Below are 21,427 nucleotides of genomic sequence, written 5' to 3' on the forward strand. Positions count from 1 at the left end.
GACACGGTTGCCAAGAAAAACTACCGAGCGTGTCAAGCGACACCGCGCTCAAGCTTGCGGTCTCCGAGGCTATCGCTCGTTCGGTCACAGGTCGGTCTCGGGGTGTCGATCAAGCCCCGCCGCGTCCGGGAACGCGGCGGGGACCTGCGCTAACGCGCGACCGCGGTCACCGAGCCGTACGTCGTCGTGCGCTGACGTGCGGGGCGACCGGCGAGAGCGGCCAACTCCTCGAGCTGACGGACCGTACGCGCCGAGCCATGCTCTGAACCGGCCATTCGGCTGATGGTCTCCTCCATGAGCGTGCCACCGACATCGTTGGCGCCGCCGCGCAGGATCTCGGCGGTGCCTTCCTCGCCGAGCTTGACCCACGAGCACTGGATGTTCGGGATGCGACCGTGCAAACCGAGCCGTGCCATCGCGTGCACCGCGCGGTTGTCACGCCGAGACGGTCCGGGCCGCGCGACACCGGCCAAGTAGATCGGCGCGTTGCGGTGCACGAACGGGAGCGCGACGAACTCCGTCAGCCCACCTGTCGAGTCCTGGAGGCGCGCGAGCGTGCGCAGGTGCGCGAGCCAATGCCCGGGGTGGTCGACATGGCCGTACATCATCGTCGACGAGGACCGGATGCCGAGCGAATGCGCGGTCGACACAACCTCGATCCACGTCGACGCGGGCAGCTTGCCCTTGGTCAGCACCCAGCGCACGTCGTCGTCCAGGATCTCCGCGGCCGTGCCCGGGATCGTGTCCAGTCCGGCGTCACGCAGGTCGGTCAGCCATTCCCGCACGCTCACGCCAGCCTTGGACGCCGCGCTGACGATCTCCATAGGGCTGAACGCGTGCACATGCATGCCCGGAACGCGTGTTTTGATCGCGCGTACGAGGTCCGCGTAGTAAGTCACGGGCAGCTTCGGGTCTATGCCGCCCTGCATGCACACCTCGGTGGCGCCGTCGTTCCACGCCTCCTCCGCGCGGTCCGCGGCTTCCTCCACCGACAGGCGGAACGCGTCGGCGTCACGCTCGCGCTGCGCGAAGGCGCAGAACCGGCAGCCGACGTAACAGACGTTCGAGAAGTTGATGTTCCGGTTGACGACGTAGGTGATGTCGTCGCCGACGGCCTCCCGCCGCGCGTCGTCCGCGAGCCGCACCAACGTCTCCAGCGCCTCGCCGTCGGATGTCATCAACGCGAGGGCAACGTCGGCGTTCTCCTCGTCCAACAAAGCGCCAGGGTTGGACTCCGCCAGCGAAAGACCCGCTTTCACGTCCGCAGCGAGCCGTTCGGGCGCCTTGGGAAGTTGCTTGCGCAGTTCTTCCCAGTCGCCGTACACGGAGTCGAAGTCGCCACGCCGGTCACCGGTACGTCCCGTGGTGTCGATTGTCGAGTGCAGGTCCGCACGGCCGACCGTTTCCAGGCCGCCGTCCGGCTCTTGCCATGGCAGACCGGCCGGTTTCACGTCCGCAGCAAGGCCTTCCGGCGTCGAGACCGCCGAAATGTGTTCCGCGATACGGATATCTGTCCACTGACCAGGCGCACCCTTGAGAAAACGCGGGTATACCGGCAGCCGCTCGTGCAGCTCGAAGCCAGCTTGGGAGGTCTGCGCGCGTAGCGAATCCAAGGCGGGCCAAGGACGTTCCGGGTTCACGTGGTCCGGGGTGACCGGCGAAACGCCGCCCCAGTCATCGATTCCCGCACGAAGCAGCAGCTGGAATTCCTCGCCGACCAGGTTCGGCGGGGCCTGGACGCTCACGCCAGGCGGCATCAGCAACCGGCCGACGGCCACGGTCGCGGCCAGCTCGTGCAGGTCGGCGTCCGGCATGCCGCGCATCGCCGTGTCCGGCTTGGCGCGGAAGTTCTGAACGATGATCTCCTGGATGTGCCCGTACTGACGGGCGATGCCGCGGATCGCGAGCAACGAGTCGGCGCGCTCGGTGAGCGTCTCGCCGATACCGACCAGGATTCCGGTGGTGAATGGCACAGCGACCCGACCCGCGTCTGTGAGCACGCGTAGCCGGACCGCCGGCTCTTTGTCCGGGCTGCCATAGTGCGGGCCCCCGGGTTCACTCCACAGCCTGTGGGCCGTGGTCTCCAACATCATGCCCATACTGGCGGCGACCGGTCGCAACCGGGATAGCTCTTCCCAGGACAGCACTCCCGGGTTCAGGTGCGGCAGCAGACCGGTTTCCTCGAGCACCGCGATCGCCGAGGCGCGCACATAGTCCAATGTGGACTCGAAACCACGCTCTTCCAGCCATTTCCGTGCGGCCGGCCATCGTTCCTCCGGCCGGTCGCCGAGCGTGAAGAGGGCTTCCTTGCACCCGGCAGCCGCGCCTTGACGAGCGATTTCGAGAACTTCGTCACGCTCGAGATAGGCGGCTGGCAGCCGGTGCGGAACGGTCGCGAACGTGCAGTAGTGACAACGATCACGACAAAGTCGGGTCAGTGGAATGAAGACGCTGCCGCTGTAGGTGACGATCCCCTCGCGGCCTTCGGCCCGCAGGTGCGCGTCCCGGACCCGGGACGCGGCGGCCATCAGCTCGTCCAGCTGCTCGCCCCTGGCGTGCAGCAACACCGTGGCCTCGGTGAGGTCCAACGTTGAGCCGTCGCTCGCCCTGCGCAACGCCCGCCGCATCGCCGCGTCGCTCGGACGCGGCTCCGGCGGGGTCATCATCAATTCGGTAGCCACCGAACTAGCCTAGGCGAATCGCGTACAATGAGGTCATGCGAAAGATTGTGGCGAACATGATGCGGCCCCTTCCGGGCCCCGTCAGCGTGCGCTGAATCTCGCACCAGGTACCCGGTCGTCAGCCGGGTATCCACGCAGGTCCCCGCTGATGATCATCCAGCAGGGAGGACCGCGATGAACTTCTACGTCGCCACATCGATCGCGTACGTCAACGCCGAACCACACATCGGGTACGCGCTGGAGTTGGTCCAGGCAGACGTGCTCGCCAGGCATCGCCGACTACGTGGTGAGCAGGTCAGATTCCAGACCGGCACCGACGACAACGCGTTCAAGAACGTCACCGCGGCCCGTGCGGCCAGGGTCGACGTGCACGACTTCGTGAAAGGAAACGCCGCCCGGTTCGCGGCACTGCGCGAGCCGCTGGACCTGTCGTACGACGACTTCGTCAGCACGAGCTCGGACCCGCGGCACTTCGCGGGCGTCGAGAAACTATGGCGAGCTTCCGCCGAGCGCGGCGACTTCTACCGTAAGTCCTATACGGGCTATTACTGCTCGGGCTGCGAGGCTTTCGTGACCGAGCCCTACTGTCCCGAGCACGGAACCAAGGCGGAGATCGTCACCGAGGAGAACTGGTTCTTCCGGCTGTCGAAGTACCAGGACCAGATTCTGCACGCGCTTGAGCACGACATCCGGATCGAGCCGGAAGCACGCCGTAACGAAGTGCTGTCCTTTGTCCGGTCGGGTTTGTCGGACATCAGCGTGTCCCGGCCAGCGGCCAGGTCGAACGGCTGGGGCATCCCGGTGCCCGGCGACCCGTCGCAGGTGATCTACGTCTGGTGGGACGCCTTGGCCAACTACATCACCACGCTTGGCGATTCGTTCGACCAGTGGTGGCGAGACGGCGAGCAGGTGCACGTGATCGGCAAGGGGATCATCCGGTTCCACGCGGTCTACTGGCCCGCTTTGCTGCTGTCGGCGGGATTGCCACTCCCGAAGACGATCTTCGTACACGAGTACCTGACCTCGCACGGCGCCAAGATCTCGAAAAGCTCGGGCGTCCGAGTGTCCCCTGTGGACTTGATCGACAAGTACGGCGTCGACGCGGTCCGCTGGTGGCTGTTGCGCGAACCGGCAAAACTCGGCGACACGGACTTCACCGAGGAAAGGCTGGTCGACCGGTCGGACGGTGATCTGGCCAACGGAGTCGGCAACCTGTTCAACCGGGTCCGTGGCCTGGCGGGCGGTTCGATCCCAACCGGACCGTCGATCGACCTCGCGTCCAAAGTAGACGCCGCACTGCACGATTTCGATTTCAGAGCAGCAACAGCGGCTATCGTGGCCGCGGTCGACGAGGCCAACCGGTTGATAGAAACAACCCGACCATGGGAACTTTCCGGCCCAGAGCGTGACGAAGTTCTGGCACGACTCGGTGGCGCGTGCCGGACGATCGCGCACGAACTGGCGCCATTTCTGCCCTCCGGCGCGGACCGTGTGCTTAACGAATCGAGAGCGTTCCCACGATTGGCGGACAGGAAGGAAACGGCTCAGGCATCATCTGCGACATGAGCTGGACTGCCGAAGTGATCTCCGTGCGGCGCCGTGACCTGCGTGAAACCGTAGCCATCACGCCGACCGGCGCCCACGCGGATCCACGATTCCCGTCACCGACGGGAATCCGGCAGGTGGTGTCCTTCGCGATCGACCTCGTCGTGCACGCCGGTGTGCCGTTTGGAATCGCCTACGCACTGGACCTGAGCAGCCCGATGTTCCTGGTGGTCTGGATCGGCGGCTTCTTCGCGCTGTCGATCCTCGACCGGATCTTCGTCCAGCGCGCCACGCAGGCCACGATCGGCAAGGCCATCACCGCACTGCGCGTAGTCGAGCGCTACAGCGGGGAACCGCCGCAGCTGCGCGCGCTCATCGGAGACTGGTTGTTCGGCGCACTCCGCGTCGCCGCCGCGCTGGTGCCCTAGGGCGTGTTTCGAATGTCCCGGTCGATGAGAGGCAGGATCGGGGTGGTTCCTGGCGACGCCGCGGTGACGCCGCGAATACTGGTTGTCTTTGGGCGTTGCCGCGGTGGCGTCAGGGGCCGCATCCGGCCTGGCTATCGCGATCGGGCATTTGAAACACGCCCTAGCCCTGCCAGGGTGATTGCTGGTCGAGGGTCCTGAGGTCCCTGGCGTGCCGGATCGCGGCCAATTCGGCAAGCATCCGGTCACGCGCGTCAGCATCGTGGGCGACGTTGGATTTGCGCATGTTCCGGTCCAGCCGGGACTTGCGCAACAGCGTCCATTTCGGCGCCAACGCCAACCTCGCGACCCGCCGTGCGGCACGGTCACGTGTGCGAGTCAGGGCGTCACGGTCGTCATCGGCGAGGCCAAAGCGTGAGAGGAACCGTTCCCGCAGTTCACGGCCGATCCGGGCGAGGGTACCCGTGCGCTGATAGCCACGGGCCCGCAACTCCACACCCAGCGCGAAGTGCAACGCGACCACGGACAGCACCGGCCCGAAGATCACCCGAGCAGCACCGAGGAAGGGGCCAGAGAGGACGAGGGCCGCGTAGGCCGATGCGCCACAGAGTGCCCAGGCCAGCCAGCGTGCGGGGCCTGGCGTGCCGCCACGGCGCCGTACACCTTCGAACATCGCGATACCGCACGCGACCAGCACGATTTCCATGCCCGCGAACATCGCGATGCGCTCAGGGACGTTGGTGACGCCGAGTTTGTCACCGAAGAAGCGCCAGCTGGTGTCGACGGAGACGACGAGGCCGACGAGCGCGCCGAGGAGGAAAACCCAGGTACTGAAGCGTTTCTGCGGCTTGTCTGGTGCCGCGGACGGTTTCTGAATCGCGACTGGCTGCTCAACTGGGACCGTCTGCGGGGTCTCTTGCGGTTTGCGAACCGGGGCCAGTACCTGTGTCTCTTCGGGCTTGCCGACCGCGGGTGCCAGTTGCGGCGCGGGCGTGTCGGTTGTGATGGCGTCCAGTTCGGCGATCATCTCCGGCGTCAACTTGATCAGCTCTCCCGTTGACCCGATGCCATTCTGCTTGCGCCAAGCGCTGACCACGCTGGACAAATGCGACCGATCAGGCCGAACCTTGTACAGCGCCAACCAAGCGCGCACCGCGGCGGTCGTCGGCTGCGGAACCTGTTCGCACGCATAGCGGATCTTGTCGGCTTGGGAGCGTAAGGATTCCAGCTTCGCCTTGTGTTTCGGCGCAGGCCGGGTCGCTACCGAGGTGATGTCCGGCTGGACACTCACGAGCGGTCCTCCACTTCATGTTCGCCAACATCGTCAGATCGCTTGCGCGCCACACTGATCAGCCTTGTGGGAACTTCCGGTGGTGGGCCGGTTGATGTTCCTGCCCACAGCCCCGGGCAGCGTACTACAGCGATCAGTCCGCGAACGTGACCGTCACCGGCGCGTGGTCGGACCAGCGCTCGTCATACGTCGCAGCGCGTTCGACGACAGCATTTGTCGCGCGCGACGCAAGGCCGGGAGTCGTGATGTGCAGGTCGATCCGCCAGCCTGAGTCGTTGTCGAAAGCCTTGCCGCGGTAGCTCCACCACGTATACGGCCCAGGGCCTTCCGGATGCAGCGCACGCACGACATCGACATAGCCGACCTCGTCGAAGATCTGGCTCAACCAGGCGCGTTCTTCGGGCAGGAAACCAGAGGACTTCTGATTGCCCTTCCAGTTCTTCAAATCCGCCTGCTGGTGCGCGATATTCCAGTCACCGGCGACAAGAACCTCGTCACCGGCCGCTGCGGCTTTGTCACGCAACTCGGCGAGATACGGCAGGAACGCTTCCATAAAGCGTTCCTTCTCAAGCTGGCGCTCAGTTCCCACGTCACCGCTGGGCACATACACACTGCCGACAACGATTCCGGGCAGCGCGACTTCGACATACCGGCCGCTGTCTTCGAATTCCGCTGCGCCGAAACCGATCCGGACCGCGTCAGGTTCCAAACGGCTGTACACCGCCACGCCCGCGCGGCCTTTCATGGCCGCTGGCGCGTGCGTGGCGAACCAGCCTTTGGGCGCACGGACTTCGGGCGGCAGCTGGTCCATGGTGGCCCGAACTTCTTGCAGGCACACCACATCAGCCTCGGTCGAATCCAGCCACTCGGTGAAACCCTTGCGAGCAGCGGCCCTCAGCCCGTTTACGTTTATCGAGGAAATAATCACAGTGTCTGATTGCCTCGCTCCGCTCGGCGGACTTGGTCGCCAAAGCCAGCCATTTCCGCCCCGCCCCGCGCAGCCGACACCGCGCAGTGCTCGGCGCACGCTGTGACAGGGGCGGTATCGGGCGTGTTGCGTGGCGTAAATGCCCGGCGCGACCAAGTCAACAGTCGCGGCCCGGCAGTGGTTGGACGTACTCGTTGGACACCCAGCGGCCTTCGGAAAGCTTGCGGAAGCCGTTCTGCACGGTCTTCTCCGCGTCGGCCTCGGCCTTGAGCCGGAACTTGCCGACAATCGGGGACTTCCCGTCCGGAAGCGCGCGCACGTTCAGCACATCCGCGGTCACCGCGACCCGGCACGCCGTCGTCGCCGGCGCGTTCGCGTTGTTCGCACCGCCGTTTTGCTGTTTCTCGCTGCCAAGCACGTACAAGATGACGACCCCGACCAGCACCGCGACCACGATCAGTGTCCGCTTCGGTGCCAACACGATCACCTCTCTCGCCCTGGCCCACAATTTCGTCACCATGAGATACGTATAACGCAACTCACAGTCTTGACAGAACCACTGAGCGTGAAGACCACCCGAGTCAGCGATCAACCACCCACGGTGATTATGCCCTGGTGCGCCCCCCATGGGCAGGCCCATGGGGGTCGTTCCAAGTGCGAACCTTAAGCCATCTTGCGCTGCAGGTTCTCGTCCAGGGTGGCCAGGAACTCCTCGGTGGTCTGCCATGCCTGGTCAGGGCCGACGAGCAGGGCGAGGTCCTTGGTCATCTTGCCGCTCTCGACGGTCTCGATGACGACCTGCTCCAGCGCGTGCGCGAAGCCGGCGACCTCCGGCGTGCTGTCCTGCTTGGCCCGCGCGTCAAGGCCACGGGTCCACGCGTAGATCGACGCGATCGGGTTGGTCGAGGTCGGCTTGCCAGCCTGGTGCTGGCGGTAGTGCCGGGTGACCGTGCCGTGCGCGGCCTCGGCCTCGACCTTGCCGTCCGGCGTCATCAGCACCGAGGTCATCAGGCCGAGCGAGCCGAAGCCCTGCGCGACCGTGTCGGACTGCACGTCACCGTCGTAGTTCTTGCAGGCCCAGACGTAGCCGCCTTCCCACTTCAGCGCGGCCGCGACCATGTCGTCGATCAGCCGGTGCTCGTAGGTCAGGCCCTTGGCGTCGAAGTCGGCCTTGAACTCGGCCTCGTAGATCTCCTGGAACACGTCCTTGAACATGCCGTCGTAGGCCTTGAGGATCGTGTTCTTGGTGGACATGTAGACCGGGAACTGGCGCTCGAGGCCGTAGCGCAGTGAGGCGCGCGCGAAGTCCTCGATCGACTTGCGGTAGTTGTACATCGACAGCGCGACGCCGCCGCCCTCGGGGAAGTTCGCGACCTCGAACTCCATCGCCTCGCCGCCGTCGGCCGGGGTGTAGGTGACGGTCAGCGTGCCGGGGCCGGGCACCTTGAAGTCGGTGGCCTTGTACTGGTCGCCGTGCGCGTGACGGCCGATGATGATCGGCTTCGTCCAGCCGGGCACGAGCCGGGGGATGTTGGAGATGACGATCGGTTCACGGAAGATCACGCCGCCGAGGATGTTGCGGATGGTCCCGTTCGGGCTGCGCCACATCTTCTTCAGGCCGAACTCCTCGACCCGCGCCTCGTCCGGCGTGATGGTGGCGCACTTGACGCCGACGCCGTGACGCGCGATGGCGTTCGCCGCGTCGACCGTGACCTGGTCGTCGGTGGCGTCCCGGTGCTCGATGCCCAGGTCGTAGTAGTCCAGGTTGATGTCCAGGTACGGGTGGATCAGCTTGTCCTTGATGAACTGCCAGATGATGCGGGTCATCTCGTCGCCGTCGAGCTCGACGACCGTCCCCTGGACCTTGATCTTGGCCATCTGCCTGGGTTCCTCTCCCGGGATGTTCTCGTCTTTGAGTCTGCAGTTAACGGTACAAGCGTACTGGTAGCTTGTCCTGGCCGTGTCGCGGCCATCACTTGGCCAGGATCGTATGACTGCACGGGAGAGGAACGCAGGCTGCGTCGGTTCAGCTGCGTCGACGGGCCCTCGCCAACATCAGCGCCGCGACACCTCCGATCAGCAACAGTGCGCCGAGCAGCACGTACGCGCCACCGCTGAAGCCGGTGTACGCCAACCCGGATTTACCGGACGTGTTGTCAGACGCTTCGACGACCGCGGGCACGCTCGACGAAGTCGTGACCGGCGTGGAGCTGCTCGAACTCGAGCTGGAACCAGTACTCGTACTCGTAGTACTCGTGCTCGTGCTGGTACTCGTCGAGGTCGGCGGTGTGGTCGTCTTCGTCGTGGTCTTGGTTGTCGTGGTCTTCGTCGTTGTCTTTGTCGTAGTCGTGGTCGTGGTCGTGGTCGTCTTCTTCTTGCCGCACACGAACCAGTGACTGATCTCCGCGGGCTTCCCGCTCGGCACGAGGGGCGAGTGCAAGTCGTTCCACGGCAGCGAGCCCAAGGCGCCTGGCAGGTACTTGTTGTACGCCGGGCCGCCCTTGACGATCACGCCGGTCACCTCGTACCCGGCCGGAATGGCGGTGATGTCGATATAGGTGTTCCCGGTGACATTCGAGGTCACCTGGATCGTTACACCAGCAAGACCCGCTTGGGCGCAGGTCGTGACGTTACCGGCGACGGCAGTCGCCCGCGGGTCACCAGACTGCGGCGCGCCGGGAGGCTGGGCCGCGATCGCGATGGAGGCGCTGCTGAGCGAGACGCCGAATGAAACGGCGAGTGCGATCAGCGCGCGACGGACGTTGCGCTCCATGTGAATGTCTCCTTCGGACAGTCCCAGGCACAGGGATCATCGTCAGGGAGCGGAGTAAGCAACTGCTCCATGCGGACTAGTGACCTGTCCGTTAACCAGCCGTTATCCGACCGGCGACACCGTCCACAAAGGATCCCCAGGTCAGCGGCGAAAAACGGCTATCCTGCGGAAAGGTGATCTTGAGGGGGAGTTCCGACGATGGCGACTGGGCCGACGCATGCGATGAGTGGCTTATTGGCGTGGTCAGCGACGACAGCGCTGGCGACGGATCATTCGATCGGCCAGCTCAGCCCACGTGCATGGGTCGTCGGAGCGGTGCTGGCGACGGGCGCGGCGCTGTTACCCGACCTGGATCACCCGGGGTCAACGGTGTCCAGGACGTTCGGCTCGATCAGCCAAGGCCTGTCCAACGGAATCAACGCGCTGAGCCACGGCGTGTACCGGCTGACCAGAACCAAACGTGACTCCAACCGCGACGGCGGACACCGAGGCCTGACACACACGCTCGTCTTCGCGGTGCTGGCCGCGATCGGCACTACGGCAGTCGTGCAAACCAGCGAGAAATGGGCGTTGCCGGTCCTGATGTTCATGTTCGCGGGCCTCGCGGTCCGCGGAATCCTGCACAAGTGGCATCCCCGTAAAGACGCTTTGGTGATCACGCTGACCTCCGCCGGCGTGACGGCGTTATGTCTGTTGTGGACAGAGCAAACCTCGGCCAACGCGGCTGCTTGTGGTGTGGCAGTGGGAATCGGCTGCATCGCGCACTACATCGGCGACGCGATCACCGAGCAGGGTTGCCCAATGCTGTGGCCGATCCCGCTCGGCGGAAAGACGTGGTACCCGGTGGCGCCGCCGAAGATCCTGCGAATGCGAACCGGCGGAAAGGTGGAGATGGCGGTGATCGGGCCGCTGGTCACGGTCGTCTCGGTGTGGCTGTCGCTGGCGGCGTTACAGCAGGCAGGAGCCATTCCGTCGTTGTGGGGATTCACCTTCCTGCCTAGTTAGAATCCGCCGAGTGAACGTGTTCGACGAGCTCGCGGCCGGGTACGACGACGACCTTTTCCACCAAGTGGTGGCAGAGAAGTTGGTGGGCGGAGTGGCCGATGCCCCACAACCCGGTTTGGTCCTCGACGTCGCAACCGGAACAGGTGCCGCGGCTTTCGCGGCCGTGCAACACCTGGGTGCACGCTCAGTAGTCGCCCTGGACCTGTCGCCGAAGATGATCGACCGCGCGAAGGTGAAAGCCGCCGTTCAAGACCCGTTGCGCGCGATCACCTGGCATGTCGGACCTGCCGTACCCGCGCCCGTTCCAGCCGCGAGCACGGATCTGGTCGTGTGCGCGTCCTCTTTGCACTTCCTTGGCGCATCGGCATTGAAAGACTGGCAGCGCGTTTTGAAACCCTCTGGCCTGTTGGCCTTCAGCATGCCGCTGGCATCGACTTTCACGCCGTCGCCCGCGTTCGCTTCTTTGCTGGCAACAGACATTCCGTTGCCAGCGTCGGTGGACGAAGCCGCGGCCATCGCGGTGCACGCGGGGTTTTCCGACGTGGTCGCGCATCGGCTTGAGGTTTCGTCGCGTGTGGTGTTCCTGGTGTACGCCGCGAGTTGACCCCAGATTGCCGGGAAATCATCCCGGCCGATATGAGAACAGGCGCCCTGTGCCTGGCGTGCCAGTTCTCCGACGATCGGAGTTCCTCCTGCTGAGAAAGGAAGGACCCGATGAAGCTCAGAATTCTGGCCGCGACAGCCGCCGCGGCAGGCGCGCTCGCCGTGCTGCCCGTCGGCATCGCGACCGCCGCCCCAGCTTGTTGCCCGCCGGGAAAGTCCCTCGAAGGCGAATTCCCGACCCGCGCACAGTGTGAAGCGGCCCGGCCGTTCGACATCACGTCATCGTGCAAGTGGAACTCAAACACGGGCCTGTGGGAATTGTGGGTGAGCAACTGATGATCCGTACGGTGATGGCGGCCGTGGTAGCCGCAGGCGCACTCGCTTTGGTGCCGTCAGGAACGGCTGCGGCCTGCTGCAAACCACCGAAGTTCCTCGTCGGCGTGTACCCCACGCTGGCCGAGTGCCAAGCGCACCAGACCCCGGTCGGCGAGTGCAAGCGACTGGGCGACGGCAGGTGGGGGCTCTACGAGATGGCCGACCCGGTCTGAGACCTGGCCCGCCGCGTCTTCACCGCGGCGGGCTCGCTTCGTACACCTGGACGATCGACGCGACAACGTCCACTTCAGTCGGGCCGACAATGCGTACCCAGACCAGTTCATGATCAACGCCCTGGCACTTGGCGATCGCCCAAGACTCGGGTGACGGCGGCAGGTGGGTCAGCGAGATCTCGTCGACGAAGCCGGGGCCCAGCTCACGTGGCTTCGTCATGGCCAGGGAATAGATGCCGGACATCGAGATGATCACGTCAGGTTTGCCCGTGCCACGAGTGGACATCAGGGCGACTTCCATCGAGTCCTCATCCCCGAACGCGACGACCGTAACCCGTTCAATGAAGTACCCGACACATCCGGACAAGGCCCGTGCCTCGTCCTCCCACCGGTTCCCGACCACGCCGCCGGTCATATTCCCCTGCCCACAAAGTGATCAGTCCGCGTCCTCAAGCAGACGCGCCGCCGCAAGCGGATCCATGCAGTTCGAATACACCTGCTCGCCAGGTGCGAGCGGTCGATCCGGCATCGCGAATTCGGGATACCAGCCGAACTTGTCACACCCAGGCACAAGCTCGAGAGTCAGCACGAGCAAGCCGTGTGGAATCGAACCAACGATCCTCAGTGCCACGTATGTGGCGTGATCATCGCTAGCCTGCACGACGATGCCGAGTACCGCGCCCGGGATCTCAGCGACGTGTTCCTTGCCGTCAAGCAATGACGCACAGACCAGCCGACGCACAACGACCCGGAGATCACGGACCATCCGGATCGCGGCCTCGGCCCGATACCGATCGAAATCGTCGTCGTTCGCCAGCCAGTCCTGACAAGAAGTCTGAGTCGCAGAAACGACACCAGATTCCGCGTTCCGGCGGGCTCTGGAGGCTCTCGCAGCAGTCGCGAACGCCTCGTAGAAGTCGTTTCGACTGCCTTCCTGCCTTATCCCCGCCGCGACAAGCCAACTGGGCTCGCCGACGTCATGGACCGCACCACGCCACCGTTGCACTTTGACCTTGAACAGGACGACGTCGTCGATCGAACGAATCCTTTCGCGACTGCCGATCGGTCCCGCGAACTGTTCGTTCGCTTTACTGACAAGCGGATGATCGACCTCGTCCAACGGTACGTCGATTGACGGAACGCGCAGCAGCAGATCGTCACGAAGACATCGGAGTGTCGGGCGGACGGTCATCGGCTTCGGGAACACCACCAAGTTCGTCGAGCCGCTCCCTGGATATGCCGGTCAGCAATGCCACGCGACTCACATCCGTGCCGTCGAGCGCCTGCATGGTGCGACGCAACGCGGCATTGATCTCGTGTCGTCGCGCACCTAAATACTCCCGGACTGCGGCCGCGAGCAGGTCCTTCTGCGACATCCGCAATGCGGTGGCTCCGTGCGCGATCAAGGCGTGGGTCTCTTGATCGACCTTGACCGGGGACGACGGACTCGCCACGTGCACCACCTCCGGTACCCAATGCTACTTGGGTACCAGGGCGAGCTCAACTGGCGACCAGTCGATCCACCAGCAGTAGTCAAACGGACTTGAACTCAACGGATAGCCGCATGTCCAAGGCAACAGCGATTCGCTCAAGCACCGGCAATGTCGGCACCGTGCCGCCCGCCTCGAATCGCGCCAGCGCGGACTGTGTCATGCCTACACGGTTTGCCAGTTCCGTCTGCGACCAGCCACGTTGTTCACGCTGGGCCCGTACTTCGGCGCCTAGCTCGAACGCGATGCCGCGAAGAGGAAAACACCCGGATGTGTCACGATTGCGGCCATGACGCGCACGCTGCACCTCGCTGGGGACCCGGAAGCCGACGCGCTGCTGGCCAAGGAGCCGCTCGCGTTGCTGATCGGCATGCTGCTCGACCAGCAGATCGCCATGGAGGTGGCGTTCAAGGGGCCGCAGAAACTCGTCGACCGGCTCGGCAAACTCGACGTGCACGAGATCGCCGAGTACGACCCGGAAGCGTTCGCGACCCTGGCGACCACGCCACCAGCCATCCACCGGTACGGCGGATCGATGGCGAAACGGGTGCAAGCCTTGTGCCAGTTCATTGTCGAGACGTATGACGGCAAGGCCGACCGGATCTGGAAGCAGGGTAAGCCGGACGGCCCGGAGATCCTCAAGCGGCTCAAGGCGTTGCCGGGTTATGGCGAGCAGAAGGCCAAGATCTTCCTTGCGCTGCTTGGCAAGCAGTTCGGGTTGAAGGCTGAGGGGTGGCGCGAGGCCGCTGGCGCGTATGGCGAGGAGGGGTCGCGCCGGTCGATCGCCGACGTCACCGACGACACCTCACTGCAGGAAGTCCGCTCGTTCAAGAAGGCAGCAAAGGCCGCCGCCAAGTCGTGACTACCTCTTGTGTCCGGTTTTACTCTGGATGACCGGAGGTGAGAACCATGCAAGCGACGGTGGGTGACCGGCTTCTCGTCCACGGCAAGAATGTGGGCCTTGCCGACAAGCATGGCGAGATCATCGAAGTGCGCGGCGACAACGGCGCGCCGCCTTATCTCGTCCGATTCGCGGATGGTCACGAAGGTCTGGTGTTCCCCGGCCCTGACTGCGTTGTGGAACGGGTAACCGGATCCTGACCCGGCCCAAGCAGCTAGCCGACAACCGTTTCCGCCAGGTCGTCGGCGAGCTGCCGGGTCGCGGCCGCCACACCTGACCATCGGCGAGACAGGTCAAGGTCGAACTCGAGCGGCCGTCCCCGCACGTCCAACATCACCCCGCCAGCCGACGGCAAGGTCACCATGGCCGCGGCCAAGTCCATGATCCGATGGGTGTCCGACCCTGGGTCGACGAATGCGTCCATCGAGCCTTCGGCCACCAACGCGGTCTCCAAGCACGTTGTCGACAGCACCCGGACCCGGTCGACCCGCGAAGCCACCCGCAGCCAAGCATCCATACTGTTGTCCTTGGGCCGCAACATGGCGATGGAGGCACCGTCCACAGTGGTCCGCCTCGAGGTCTGGTACGGCGTCGGTTGCCCCGCCAAAGCCCACCACGCCCGCCCGGTGTCGAGCCACACCGTCAAAGCCTCAGTCGCCACACCATCCCGGAACACGGCACCCGCGAAACACGACAACGGCACGCCCATCGCCGCGTTCGCCGATCCGTCCATCGGGTCGATCACCAGGGTCACGGCCGAACCGTGGTCTACGAAGCCGGCTTCCTCACTCAACAGGTTGACCTGGGCCGCGTCGATCACGTCGATGATCGCTGCTTCGACCAACGCGTCGACTCGCATGGTTGGGGTGCCGTCCGCGCCGGTTGCGACCTCTTCGGCCAGTTCTCGGCGTGGGAAACGGGCCCTTGCTGCGCCGTACGCGGCTGCGGCTGCCCGTGCGGCGTCGGCGAGCGGGGAGTAGACGCCGTCCGGCAGGCTTGGCTCGGGCACCGGCCACGTGATCATCGACATGACTTGAACGGTACGCCCGGGAACGGGACTAGCCTCCTAAACGTTGCGTAACCAGAAGGAGGCGTTGTGCAACATACGGGGGATGGTCAGCACCTGCTGGTGGTAGACGACGAGCCCGGAATCACCGAACTGTTGTCCACCACGCTCAACCTCGCCGGTTACCGCGTCTCGACGGTTGGCTCCGGCCACGCGGCGCTGAACGCGGTCGAGGCTGAGCGGCCTGACATGGTCATTCTGGACGTGATGCTGCCCGATATGGACGGTTTCACCGTATGCCGCAGGCTCAACGAGCGCGGGCACGCGCCGCCCGTACTGTTCCTGACGGCGCGCGGGTCGGTCGAGGACACCGTGACCGGGCTGCGGATCGGGGGCGACGACTACGTCACCAAGCCGTTTCACGTCGTTGAACTGCTGGCCAGGGTGCAGGCGCTGCTGCGCAGGTCCGGCAACGGGGTCGGTGAGCCGGTGCTGCGCTGCGCCGACCTGGTTCTCGACGAGACCAAATTCCAGGCTGTCCGCGACGATGAAGCGCTCGATCTGACGCCAACCGAGTACAAACTGTTGCGCTACCTGATGGTCAATGCCGGTCAGGTGATGACGAAGGAACAGATCCTGCAACACGTCTGGCAGCACGAGTTCGGCGAAGGCGTGGTCGAGAAACTCGTCTCCCGGTTGCGCCACAAGGTCGACGCTGGCCGTCGCCCGTTGATCCACACGGTCCGCGGCTTCGGCTACCGGATCGCTGAAGCCTGATGCCGCGCAAAGGAATCCGGGCTGTCCGCGGCCGGTTGCTGTTCGGCTTGATCTCGCTGACCCTGCTGGCCATGGCGATCATCGACGTCGCCGCGCTGTTCGTCGTCGACCTGTACGCGCTCAACCGCGTCGAACGCACCCTCACCGAGGTGCAGCGATCCTTGCCGATCATCGGCAACCGGCCGATCAACGTGGAAGGCGTCACGCTCGAACAGCAACTGCCGGAAGGCTTCTTCGCGTCCGTCGTCACCGAGGACAGGCGCGTGCTGACCACGGCGAAGGCCAACCTGCTGTCCGGGGAAACGATCACCGCGCCGCAGATTCCCGACCCGCTGCCGGCCGGTTGGGCCGACCGGCCGGTCACTGTGTCCTCTTCGGACACCCAGTTCCGGGTGCAGACCTTCGATCTCGGCACGAACGCGGCGATCAACCTGCCAGGCACGAGCGTGCCGGTGCGGTTCAGGTACGTGATCGTCGGCGGCAGTCTCGGGCCAGGCGAGGACGCCGTCCATCAGCTGCTGGTGTTCGAGCTGATCGCGACCGGAGCCGCGGTCGTGGCGGTGACCGTGTTCGGCATCCACGTACTCAACAGATCCCTGCGCGAACAGCGGAACATGGAAACGCGGCTGCTCGAGTTCCTCGCCGCGGCCTCGCACGAACTGCGCTCGCCGCTGACCACGATCCGCGGCTGGGCCGAGCTGCAGCGCGTGTCCGGCGAACCGGAGCTGGCCGAGAAGGCGCTGAGCCGGATCGAGAAGGAAGCCACCCGGATGAACTCGCTTGTCGATCAGCTGCTCGAACTGAGCCGCCTCGATCTGAACCGGAAGTTCGCCCGCGAGCCGGTCGACATCCGCCGCATCGCCGCCGAACTCGTCGCGGACACATCAGCGTTGATGCCGGACAGGGAGATCACCCTGGACGCACCGGCCGAAACGATCATCCAAGGCGACGAAACCCTGCTGCGGCACGTGCTCGGGAACTTGATGAGCAACGCCTTGCGGCACACGCCAGACGGCACGCCGATCACGGTCAGCGTGCACGGAAACCGGCTGTCGGTCGCCGACAAAGGGCCAGGAATGGCGCCGGAGACGGCGGCCCGCGTCTTCGAACGCTTCTACCGCGCGGAAAGCCGCTCTGGCGGCTCCGGGCTTGGTCTGGCGATCGCGCGTGGCATCGTGCAGGCACACGGCGGCGACATCAGCGTGACCACGAAGCTCGGTGAAGGCAGCACATTCACCGTTGAGCTGCCGACGGTCAGCAGTTCGTCAGGTAAGTGACAGGGACAGGTCAGGTTCACCCGGAAACGTCGAGAGTGACGACTGCCGAGGAGTGAACGAATGACCGACACCCTGTCCGGGATCCCCCAGCTGCCGGTGGATCGGGTCAATCCCCTTGATCCGCCGAGGGAGCTCTACGAGCGCGGCCCGTTGAGCAGACTGACCTTCACACGCGGCGAGATCGGCTGGCTGGTCACCACCCACGAGCTGGCCAGGGCGGTGCTCGCGGACCAGCGGTTCAGCACCCGCAACGAGCTCAACGCGTCGGTGATCAGCAACCAGTACGACAAAGATCCAGCGAAACCGGGGCTGTTCCTCGCCCAGGACCCACCCGACCACACCCGCTACCGGCGGCTGCTGACCGGCCAGTTCACCGTGCGCCGGATGAACCAGCTGATCCCACGCATCCAGCAGGTCGCCGACGAGCACGCCGCGGCCATGCGTGAGCTCGGTCCGCCGGTCGATCTGGTGCAGGCGTACGCGTTACCGATTCCCTCGTTCGTGATCTGCGAGATCCTCGGGGTGCCGTACGAGGACCGCTCGGGTTTCCATCGCGACAGCCACACCATGCTCGACCTGACCAGGACGCAGGAAGAGGTCAAGGCCGCGGTCGAGAGCATCGAGGACTACCTGCTGCAGCTGGTCAAGGCCAAGCGGGTCAAGCCGAGCGACGACATGCTCGGCGGCCTGATCGCCGAGGACGGGCTCAGCGACGAGGAAATCGCCACAATGGGTTTCCTGCTGCTGCTCGCCGGGCACGAGACGACGGCGAACATGTTGGGGCTCGGCACTTTCACGTTGCTGACCAACCCTGAGCAGCTGGCGCTGCTGCGCGAGGACCCCAGCCTTGTCGACAACGCGGTCGAGGAGCTGCTCAGGTATCTGACGATCATCCACTTTGGAACGACAAGGGCCGCGCTGGAAGACGTCGAACTCGACGGCCAGCTGATCAAGGCAGGCGAGACGGTGGCGATCTCACTGTCCGCGGCCAACCGTGACCCGATGCGGTTCGTCGACCCGGATCGCCTGTCGCTCAAGGGAAGCCCGACTGGTCACGTCGCCTTCGGGCACGGCATCCACCAATGCCTCGGCCAGCAGCTCGCCCGTATCGAGATGCGCATCGGCTTCGCCACCCTGCTGCGCGAATTCCCCACGCTGCGGCTGGCGACGCCGCCGCAGGACGTCCGGTTGCGCGACCAGATGGCGATCTTCGGCGTCCACGAACTCCCTGTGACCTGGTGAGGTACCCGATGACTGAAACACTGCCCGACGCCCCCATGCTTCCGACCACCCGGCCGAACCCGCTCGACCCGCCCGCGGAACTGCACGACCGCGGACCGTTGAGCAGGCTGACGTTCGCCGACGGCACGGTCGGCTGGCTTGCCACCACACACAAGCTGGTCCGCGCGATCCTGGCCGACCCGCGGTTCAGTGCCGAAGGCGAGAAACGCAAGAACCCGGTCAGGCTGAACCTGACCACCGAGCCAGCCAAGCCGGGGATGTTCATCACGCAGGACGCGCCGGAGCACACGCGCTACCGGCGGCTGCTGACCGGCCAGTTCACCGTGCGCCGGATGAACGAGCTGATCCCCAGGGTTCAGGAGATCACCAACGAGCACATCGATGGCATGCGCAGGCACGGCCCGCCGGTGGATCTGGTGCAGGAGTTCGCATTGCCGATCCCGTCGCTGGTGATCTGCGAACTGCTCGGCGTTCCGTACGCCGACCGCGCCCGGTTCCAGCACGATTCCAGCAAGATGCTGTCGCTCACCACGTCCATCGATGAGGTGCGGGCGGCGGTCGCGTCGGTCGAGGACTACATGCTCGAACTGGTGCGCACGAAGCGGGAACAGCCTGGCGACGACCTGATCACCGGCCTCGTGCAGCTCAACGAGCTGACCGACGAGGAAATAAGCAACATGGGCCTGCTGTTGCTCATCGCCGGGCACGAGACCACAGCGAACATGTTGGCGCTCGGGACTTTCACGCTGCTGACCAACCCCGACCAGCTCGCGCTGCTGCGGGACGACCCGAGTTTGACGGACAACGCGGTCGAGGAGCTGCTGCGCTACCTCACGATCGTCCACTTTGGAACGGCACGGACCGCGCTCGAAGACGTGGAACTCGACGGGGTCGTGATCAAAGCGGGTGAGCCGGTGTCGATCTCACTGCCGGCGGCCAACCGTGACCCGATGCGGTTCATCGACCCGGACCGCTTGTCGCTCAAGGGAAACGCGGCCGGGCACGTGACCTTCGGGCACGGCATCCACCAGTGCCTCGGCCAGCAGCTGGCCCGCATCGAAATGCGGATCGGCCTCGCCACCCTGCTGCGGGAATTCCCGACACTGCGGCTGGCGATCCCGGCCGACGAGGTGCCAATGCGCGACGACATGTCCATCTACGGCGTGCACTCACTGCCGGTGGCCTGGTAAAGACTCGTGAGTGGTTAGCCGTGTTAGAACGCGGCTAACCACTCACGAGGGTTTTTAGATCAAACCCAGTGCCTTCACGGCGTCACGCTCTTCGGCGAGTTCCGCGTTGCTCGCGTCGATCTTGGCGCGGGAGAAGGCGTCGATCTCCAGGCCCTGGACGATCTCGTACTTGCCGCCGGTCGAGGTCACCGGGAAGGACGTGATCAGGCCTTCCGGGGTGCCGTACGAGCCGTCGGACACGACACCGGCGGAGACCCACTGGCCCTCCGGGGTGCCGTTCACCCAGTCGTAGATGTGGTCGATCGCGGCGTTGGCGGCCGACGCGGCCGAGGACGCGCCCCGCGCCTCGATGATCGCGGCACCACGCTTGGCGACCGTCGGGATGAAGTCGTTCTCGATCCAGGCCTGGTCGTTCACGGCCTCGGCGGCGTTCTTGCCGTTGACCTCGGCGTGGAACAGGTCCGGGTACTGGGTCGCGGAGTGGTTGCCCCAGATCACGAGCTTGCGGATGTCGTTCACGGTCACGCCCAGCTTGCGGGCCAGCTGCGTGTACGCGCGGTTCTGGTCGAGCCGGGTCATGGCGGTGAACCGGTCAGCGGGCACGTCCGGCGCGTGCGACTGGGCGATCAAAGCGTTGGTGTTGGCCGGGTTTCCGACCACGAGCACGCGCACGTCGTCCGCGGCGTGCGCGTTGATGGCCTCACCCTGCGGCTTGAAGATGCCGCCGTTGGCCTCGAGGAGGTCACCGCGCTCCATGCCCTTGGTCCGCGGCCGCGCGCCGACCAGCAGGGCGACGTTCACGCCGTCGAACGCCACGTTGGGGTCGTCGGTGATGTCGATGCCCGACAGCAGCGGGAACGCGCAGTCGTCCAGCTCCATCGCGGTGCCCTCGGCGGCCTTGAGCGCCGGGGCGATCTCCAGCAGCTTCAGGCGCACGGGGGTGTCCTGGCCGAGCAGCTGTCCGGACGCGATGCGGAACAACAGGGCGTAGCCGATCTGGCCGGCCGCGCCGGTTACGGTGACGTTGACGGGGGTGCGGGTCATTGCCTTCCGATCCACTCAAGCGAGTATTGGGGTCTCGGGCGTGACCAGCTACCGCCAGCACAGTCTCAGCGCCGGGACCAGCCCCGGCAGGTTATCAACCATGCAGTGCGTGGTCTCGGACCGGTGATGTAACCCTCATGCGATCTGGGACACGGATGTTCAACACCGCACTCACCAGCAGGTAACCCAGCATGGCACCGAAGGTGTTCGTGATCAGGTCGTCGACGTCGAAGATCCGGTAGACGAACGGCGCCGTGCCGAAGTTGCCGCTCAGCTGCGTGACCTCAATCGTGAGCGACGCCACGAACCCGAGCACGACAGCCTGGCGCGCGGTCCGCTTCCAGAGCACGCGAGCGAAGATGCCCAGCGGCACGAACAACAGGACGTTCAGGAAGACCTGCTTCACCGCGTTGAGGTCGCCACCGACCGTGTCCAGCACCCACTGGAACGGGATCAGCTGAATGGTCTGCCGAAGCCGTGGCGTTGACGGTGTTGGCAGCGGCAGGAACACGACCGCGAGCGCCAGTGCGGCGTAGAGCGTGACCGCTCCGCTCACCAGCGGGCGCACCCGGCCGCGCAGGACGAGCAGCACAATCGGCCAGATCACAGCGAAGCCGATCAGTCCGAAGTGGATGGCGGTCAGTTGCGTCGCGGTCATGGATACGACGTTATGGAAACGCCGTATCCACGGCTTCGGTCGA

The 21,427-nt window shown here is 65.2% G+C and carries 25 protein-coding genes; 12 read left to right on the forward strand and 13 right to left on the reverse strand.

The window, feature by feature from the left end; genetic code table 11:
* Positions 1-149: 149 nt before the first annotated feature.
* A complete protein-coding gene (locus LWC34_RS24275) occupies positions 150-2,666 on the reverse strand; it encodes a bifunctional FO biosynthesis protein CofGH (RefSeq protein WP_284051721.1) in 2,517 nt (838 codons plus the stop codon).
* 189 nt (positions 2,667-2,855) lie between these two features.
* On the opposite strand from LWC34_RS24275, the gene LWC34_RS24280 reads away from it, so the two are divergent.
* Both LWC34_RS24280 and LWC34_RS24285 read left to right on the forward strand, forming a co-directional pair.
* The gene (locus LWC34_RS24280; protein ID WP_233727444.1) at positions 2,856-4,247 is read left to right on the forward strand and encodes a methionine--tRNA ligase; all 1,392 of its coding nucleotides are present in this window, start codon (positions 2,856-2,858) and stop codon (positions 4,245-4,247) included.
* Positions 4,244-4,654, forward strand: coding sequence for an RDD family protein (locus LWC34_RS24285; RefSeq protein ID WP_233727445.1), 411 nt, complete (start codon positions 4,244-4,246; stop codon positions 4,652-4,654). Before LWC34_RS24280 ends, LWC34_RS24285 begins: the two co-directional genes overlap by 4 nt.
* 160 nt (positions 4,655-4,814) lie before the next feature.
* On the opposite strand, the gene LWC34_RS24290 is transcribed toward LWC34_RS24285, so the two are convergent.
* The 5 genes from LWC34_RS24290 to LWC34_RS24310 form a co-directional block, all read right to left on the reverse strand.
* Positions 4,815-5,942: a hypothetical protein gene (locus LWC34_RS24290; protein WP_233727446.1), complete on the reverse strand. Its 1,128-nt coding sequence runs from the start codon at positions 5,940-5,942 to the stop codon at positions 4,815-4,817.
* 133 nt (positions 5,943-6,075) lie between these two features.
* Positions 6,076-6,870 carry an exodeoxyribonuclease III gene (locus LWC34_RS24295; RefSeq protein ID WP_233727447.1) on the reverse strand — a complete coding sequence of 265 codons (795 nt, stop codon included), beginning with the start codon at positions 6,868-6,870 and terminating at the stop codon, positions 6,076-6,078.
* A 157-nt stretch (positions 6,871-7,027) separates the two neighbouring features.
* Positions 7,028-7,387: an SH3 domain-containing protein gene (locus LWC34_RS24300; protein WP_233727448.1), complete on the reverse strand. Its 360-nt coding sequence runs from the start codon at positions 7,385-7,387 to the stop codon at positions 7,028-7,030.
* A 146-nt stretch (positions 7,388-7,533) separates the two neighbouring features.
* Entirely contained in the window at positions 7,534-8,748 is a 1,215-nt protein-coding gene (locus LWC34_RS24305) for an NADP-dependent isocitrate dehydrogenase (protein ID WP_233727449.1), read from the reverse strand.
* A gap of 148 nt (positions 8,749-8,896) precedes the next feature.
* Positions 8,897-9,643: a hypothetical protein gene (locus tag LWC34_RS24310; RefSeq protein ID WP_233727450.1), complete on the reverse strand. Its 747-nt coding sequence runs from the start codon at positions 9,641-9,643 to the stop codon at positions 8,897-8,899.
* 198 nt (positions 9,644-9,841) lie between these two features.
* Here LWC34_RS24310 and LWC34_RS24315 point away from each other — a divergent pair, with 198 nt between their 5' ends.
* From LWC34_RS24315 to LWC34_RS24330, 4 genes are all read left to right on the forward strand, one after another.
* On the forward strand, positions 9,842-10,648 hold the full coding sequence (locus LWC34_RS24315; RefSeq protein WP_233727451.1) for a metal-dependent hydrolase: 807 nt from the start codon (positions 9,842-9,844) through the stop codon (positions 10,646-10,648).
* A gap of 10 nt (positions 10,649-10,658) precedes the next feature.
* The gene (locus LWC34_RS24320; protein ID WP_233727452.1) at positions 10,659-11,252 is read left to right on the forward strand and encodes a class I SAM-dependent methyltransferase; all 594 of its coding nucleotides are present in this window, start codon (positions 10,659-10,661) and stop codon (positions 11,250-11,252) included.
* A gap of 110 nt (positions 11,253-11,362) precedes the next feature.
* Complete coding sequence (locus tag LWC34_RS24325; RefSeq protein WP_233727453.1) at positions 11,363-11,587, forward strand: hypothetical protein; 225 nt, start codon at positions 11,363-11,365, stop codon at positions 11,585-11,587.
* Positions 11,587-11,799 carry a hypothetical protein gene (locus LWC34_RS24330; RefSeq protein WP_233727454.1) on the forward strand — a complete coding sequence of 71 codons (213 nt, stop codon included), beginning with the start codon at positions 11,587-11,589 and terminating at the stop codon, positions 11,797-11,799. Before LWC34_RS24325 ends, LWC34_RS24330 begins: the two co-directional genes overlap by 1 nt.
* 19 nt (positions 11,800-11,818) lie before the next feature.
* On the opposite strand, the gene LWC34_RS24335 is transcribed toward LWC34_RS24330, so the two are convergent.
* The 4 genes from LWC34_RS24335 to LWC34_RS24350 form a co-directional block, all read right to left on the reverse strand.
* Complete coding sequence (locus LWC34_RS24335) at positions 11,819-12,214, reverse strand: hypothetical protein (protein WP_233727455.1); 396 nt, start codon at positions 12,212-12,214, stop codon at positions 11,819-11,821.
* Between the two features lie 21 nt (positions 12,215-12,235).
* Entirely contained in the window at positions 12,236-12,991 is a 756-nt protein-coding gene (locus LWC34_RS24340) for a hypothetical protein (RefSeq protein WP_233727456.1), read from the reverse strand.
* Positions 12,957-13,253, reverse strand: coding sequence for a hypothetical protein (locus LWC34_RS24345; protein ID WP_233727457.1), 297 nt, complete (start codon positions 13,251-13,253; stop codon positions 12,957-12,959). Before LWC34_RS24345 ends, LWC34_RS24340 begins: the two co-directional genes overlap by 35 nt.
* Before the next feature lie 79 nt (positions 13,254-13,332).
* Positions 13,333-13,596, reverse strand: a complete 264-nt coding sequence (locus LWC34_RS24350; RefSeq protein WP_233727458.1) for a helix-turn-helix domain-containing protein — start codon at positions 13,594-13,596, stop codon at positions 13,333-13,335.
* Between LWC34_RS24350 and LWC34_RS24355 the strand changes: the two genes are divergently transcribed.
* The gene (locus LWC34_RS24355) at positions 13,579-14,151 is read left to right on the forward strand and encodes an HhH-GPD-type base excision DNA repair protein (RefSeq protein WP_233727459.1); all 573 of its coding nucleotides are present in this window, start codon (positions 13,579-13,581) and stop codon (positions 14,149-14,151) included. The genes LWC34_RS24350 and LWC34_RS24355 overlap by 18 nt on opposite strands.
* Positions 14,152-14,198: 47 nt before the next feature.
* The gene (locus LWC34_RS24360) at positions 14,199-14,390 is read left to right on the forward strand and encodes a DUF1918 domain-containing protein (protein WP_233727460.1); all 192 of its coding nucleotides are present in this window, start codon (positions 14,199-14,201) and stop codon (positions 14,388-14,390) included.
* A gap of 14 nt (positions 14,391-14,404) precedes the next feature.
* Here the strand turns inward: LWC34_RS24360 and LWC34_RS24365 are convergent, their stop codons facing one another.
* Positions 14,405-15,220 (reverse strand): inositol monophosphatase family protein, encoded by an 816-nt coding sequence (locus tag LWC34_RS24365; protein ID WP_233727461.1) that lies wholly within the window; start codon positions 15,218-15,220, stop codon positions 14,405-14,407.
* A 66-nt stretch (positions 15,221-15,286) separates the two neighbouring features.
* Between LWC34_RS24365 and LWC34_RS24370 the strand changes: the two genes are divergently transcribed.
* From LWC34_RS24370 to LWC34_RS24385, 4 genes are read left to right on the forward strand one after another with little or no spacing between them, the layout of a single operon-like run.
* A complete protein-coding gene (locus LWC34_RS24370) occupies positions 15,287-15,973 on the forward strand; it encodes a response regulator transcription factor (protein ID WP_233727462.1) in 687 nt (228 codons plus the stop codon).
* A complete protein-coding gene (locus LWC34_RS24375) occupies positions 15,973-17,250 on the forward strand; it encodes a sensor histidine kinase (RefSeq protein WP_233727463.1) in 1,278 nt (425 codons plus the stop codon). Before LWC34_RS24370 ends, LWC34_RS24375 begins: the two co-directional genes overlap by 1 nt.
* Before the next feature lie 60 nt (positions 17,251-17,310).
* A complete protein-coding gene (locus LWC34_RS24380) occupies positions 17,311-18,492 on the forward strand; it encodes a cytochrome P450 (RefSeq protein WP_233727464.1) in 1,182 nt (393 codons plus the stop codon).
* A gap of 8 nt (positions 18,493-18,500) precedes the next feature.
* Positions 18,501-19,682 carry a cytochrome P450 gene (locus LWC34_RS24385; protein WP_233727465.1) on the forward strand — a complete coding sequence of 394 codons (1,182 nt, stop codon included), beginning with the start codon at positions 18,501-18,503 and terminating at the stop codon, positions 19,680-19,682.
* Between the two features lie 54 nt (positions 19,683-19,736).
* Here the strand turns inward: LWC34_RS24385 and LWC34_RS24390 are convergent, their stop codons facing one another.
* Together LWC34_RS24390 and LWC34_RS24395 are read right to left on the reverse strand one after the other, a co-directional pair.
* Positions 19,737-20,726, reverse strand: a complete 990-nt coding sequence (locus LWC34_RS24390) for a malate dehydrogenase (RefSeq protein WP_233728863.1) — start codon at positions 20,724-20,726, stop codon at positions 19,737-19,739.
* A gap of 94 nt (positions 20,727-20,820) precedes the next feature.
* On the reverse strand, positions 20,821-21,384 hold the full coding sequence (locus LWC34_RS24395) for a VanZ family protein (RefSeq protein WP_233727466.1): 564 nt from the start codon (positions 21,382-21,384) through the stop codon (positions 20,821-20,823).
* Between the last annotated feature and the right edge of the window lie 43 nt (positions 21,385-21,427).

The organism is Kibdelosporangium philippinense (assembly GCF_021390435.2).
GTDB classification, from domain to species: Bacteria; Actinomycetota; Actinomycetes; order Mycobacteriales; family Pseudonocardiaceae; genus Kibdelosporangium; species Kibdelosporangium philippinense.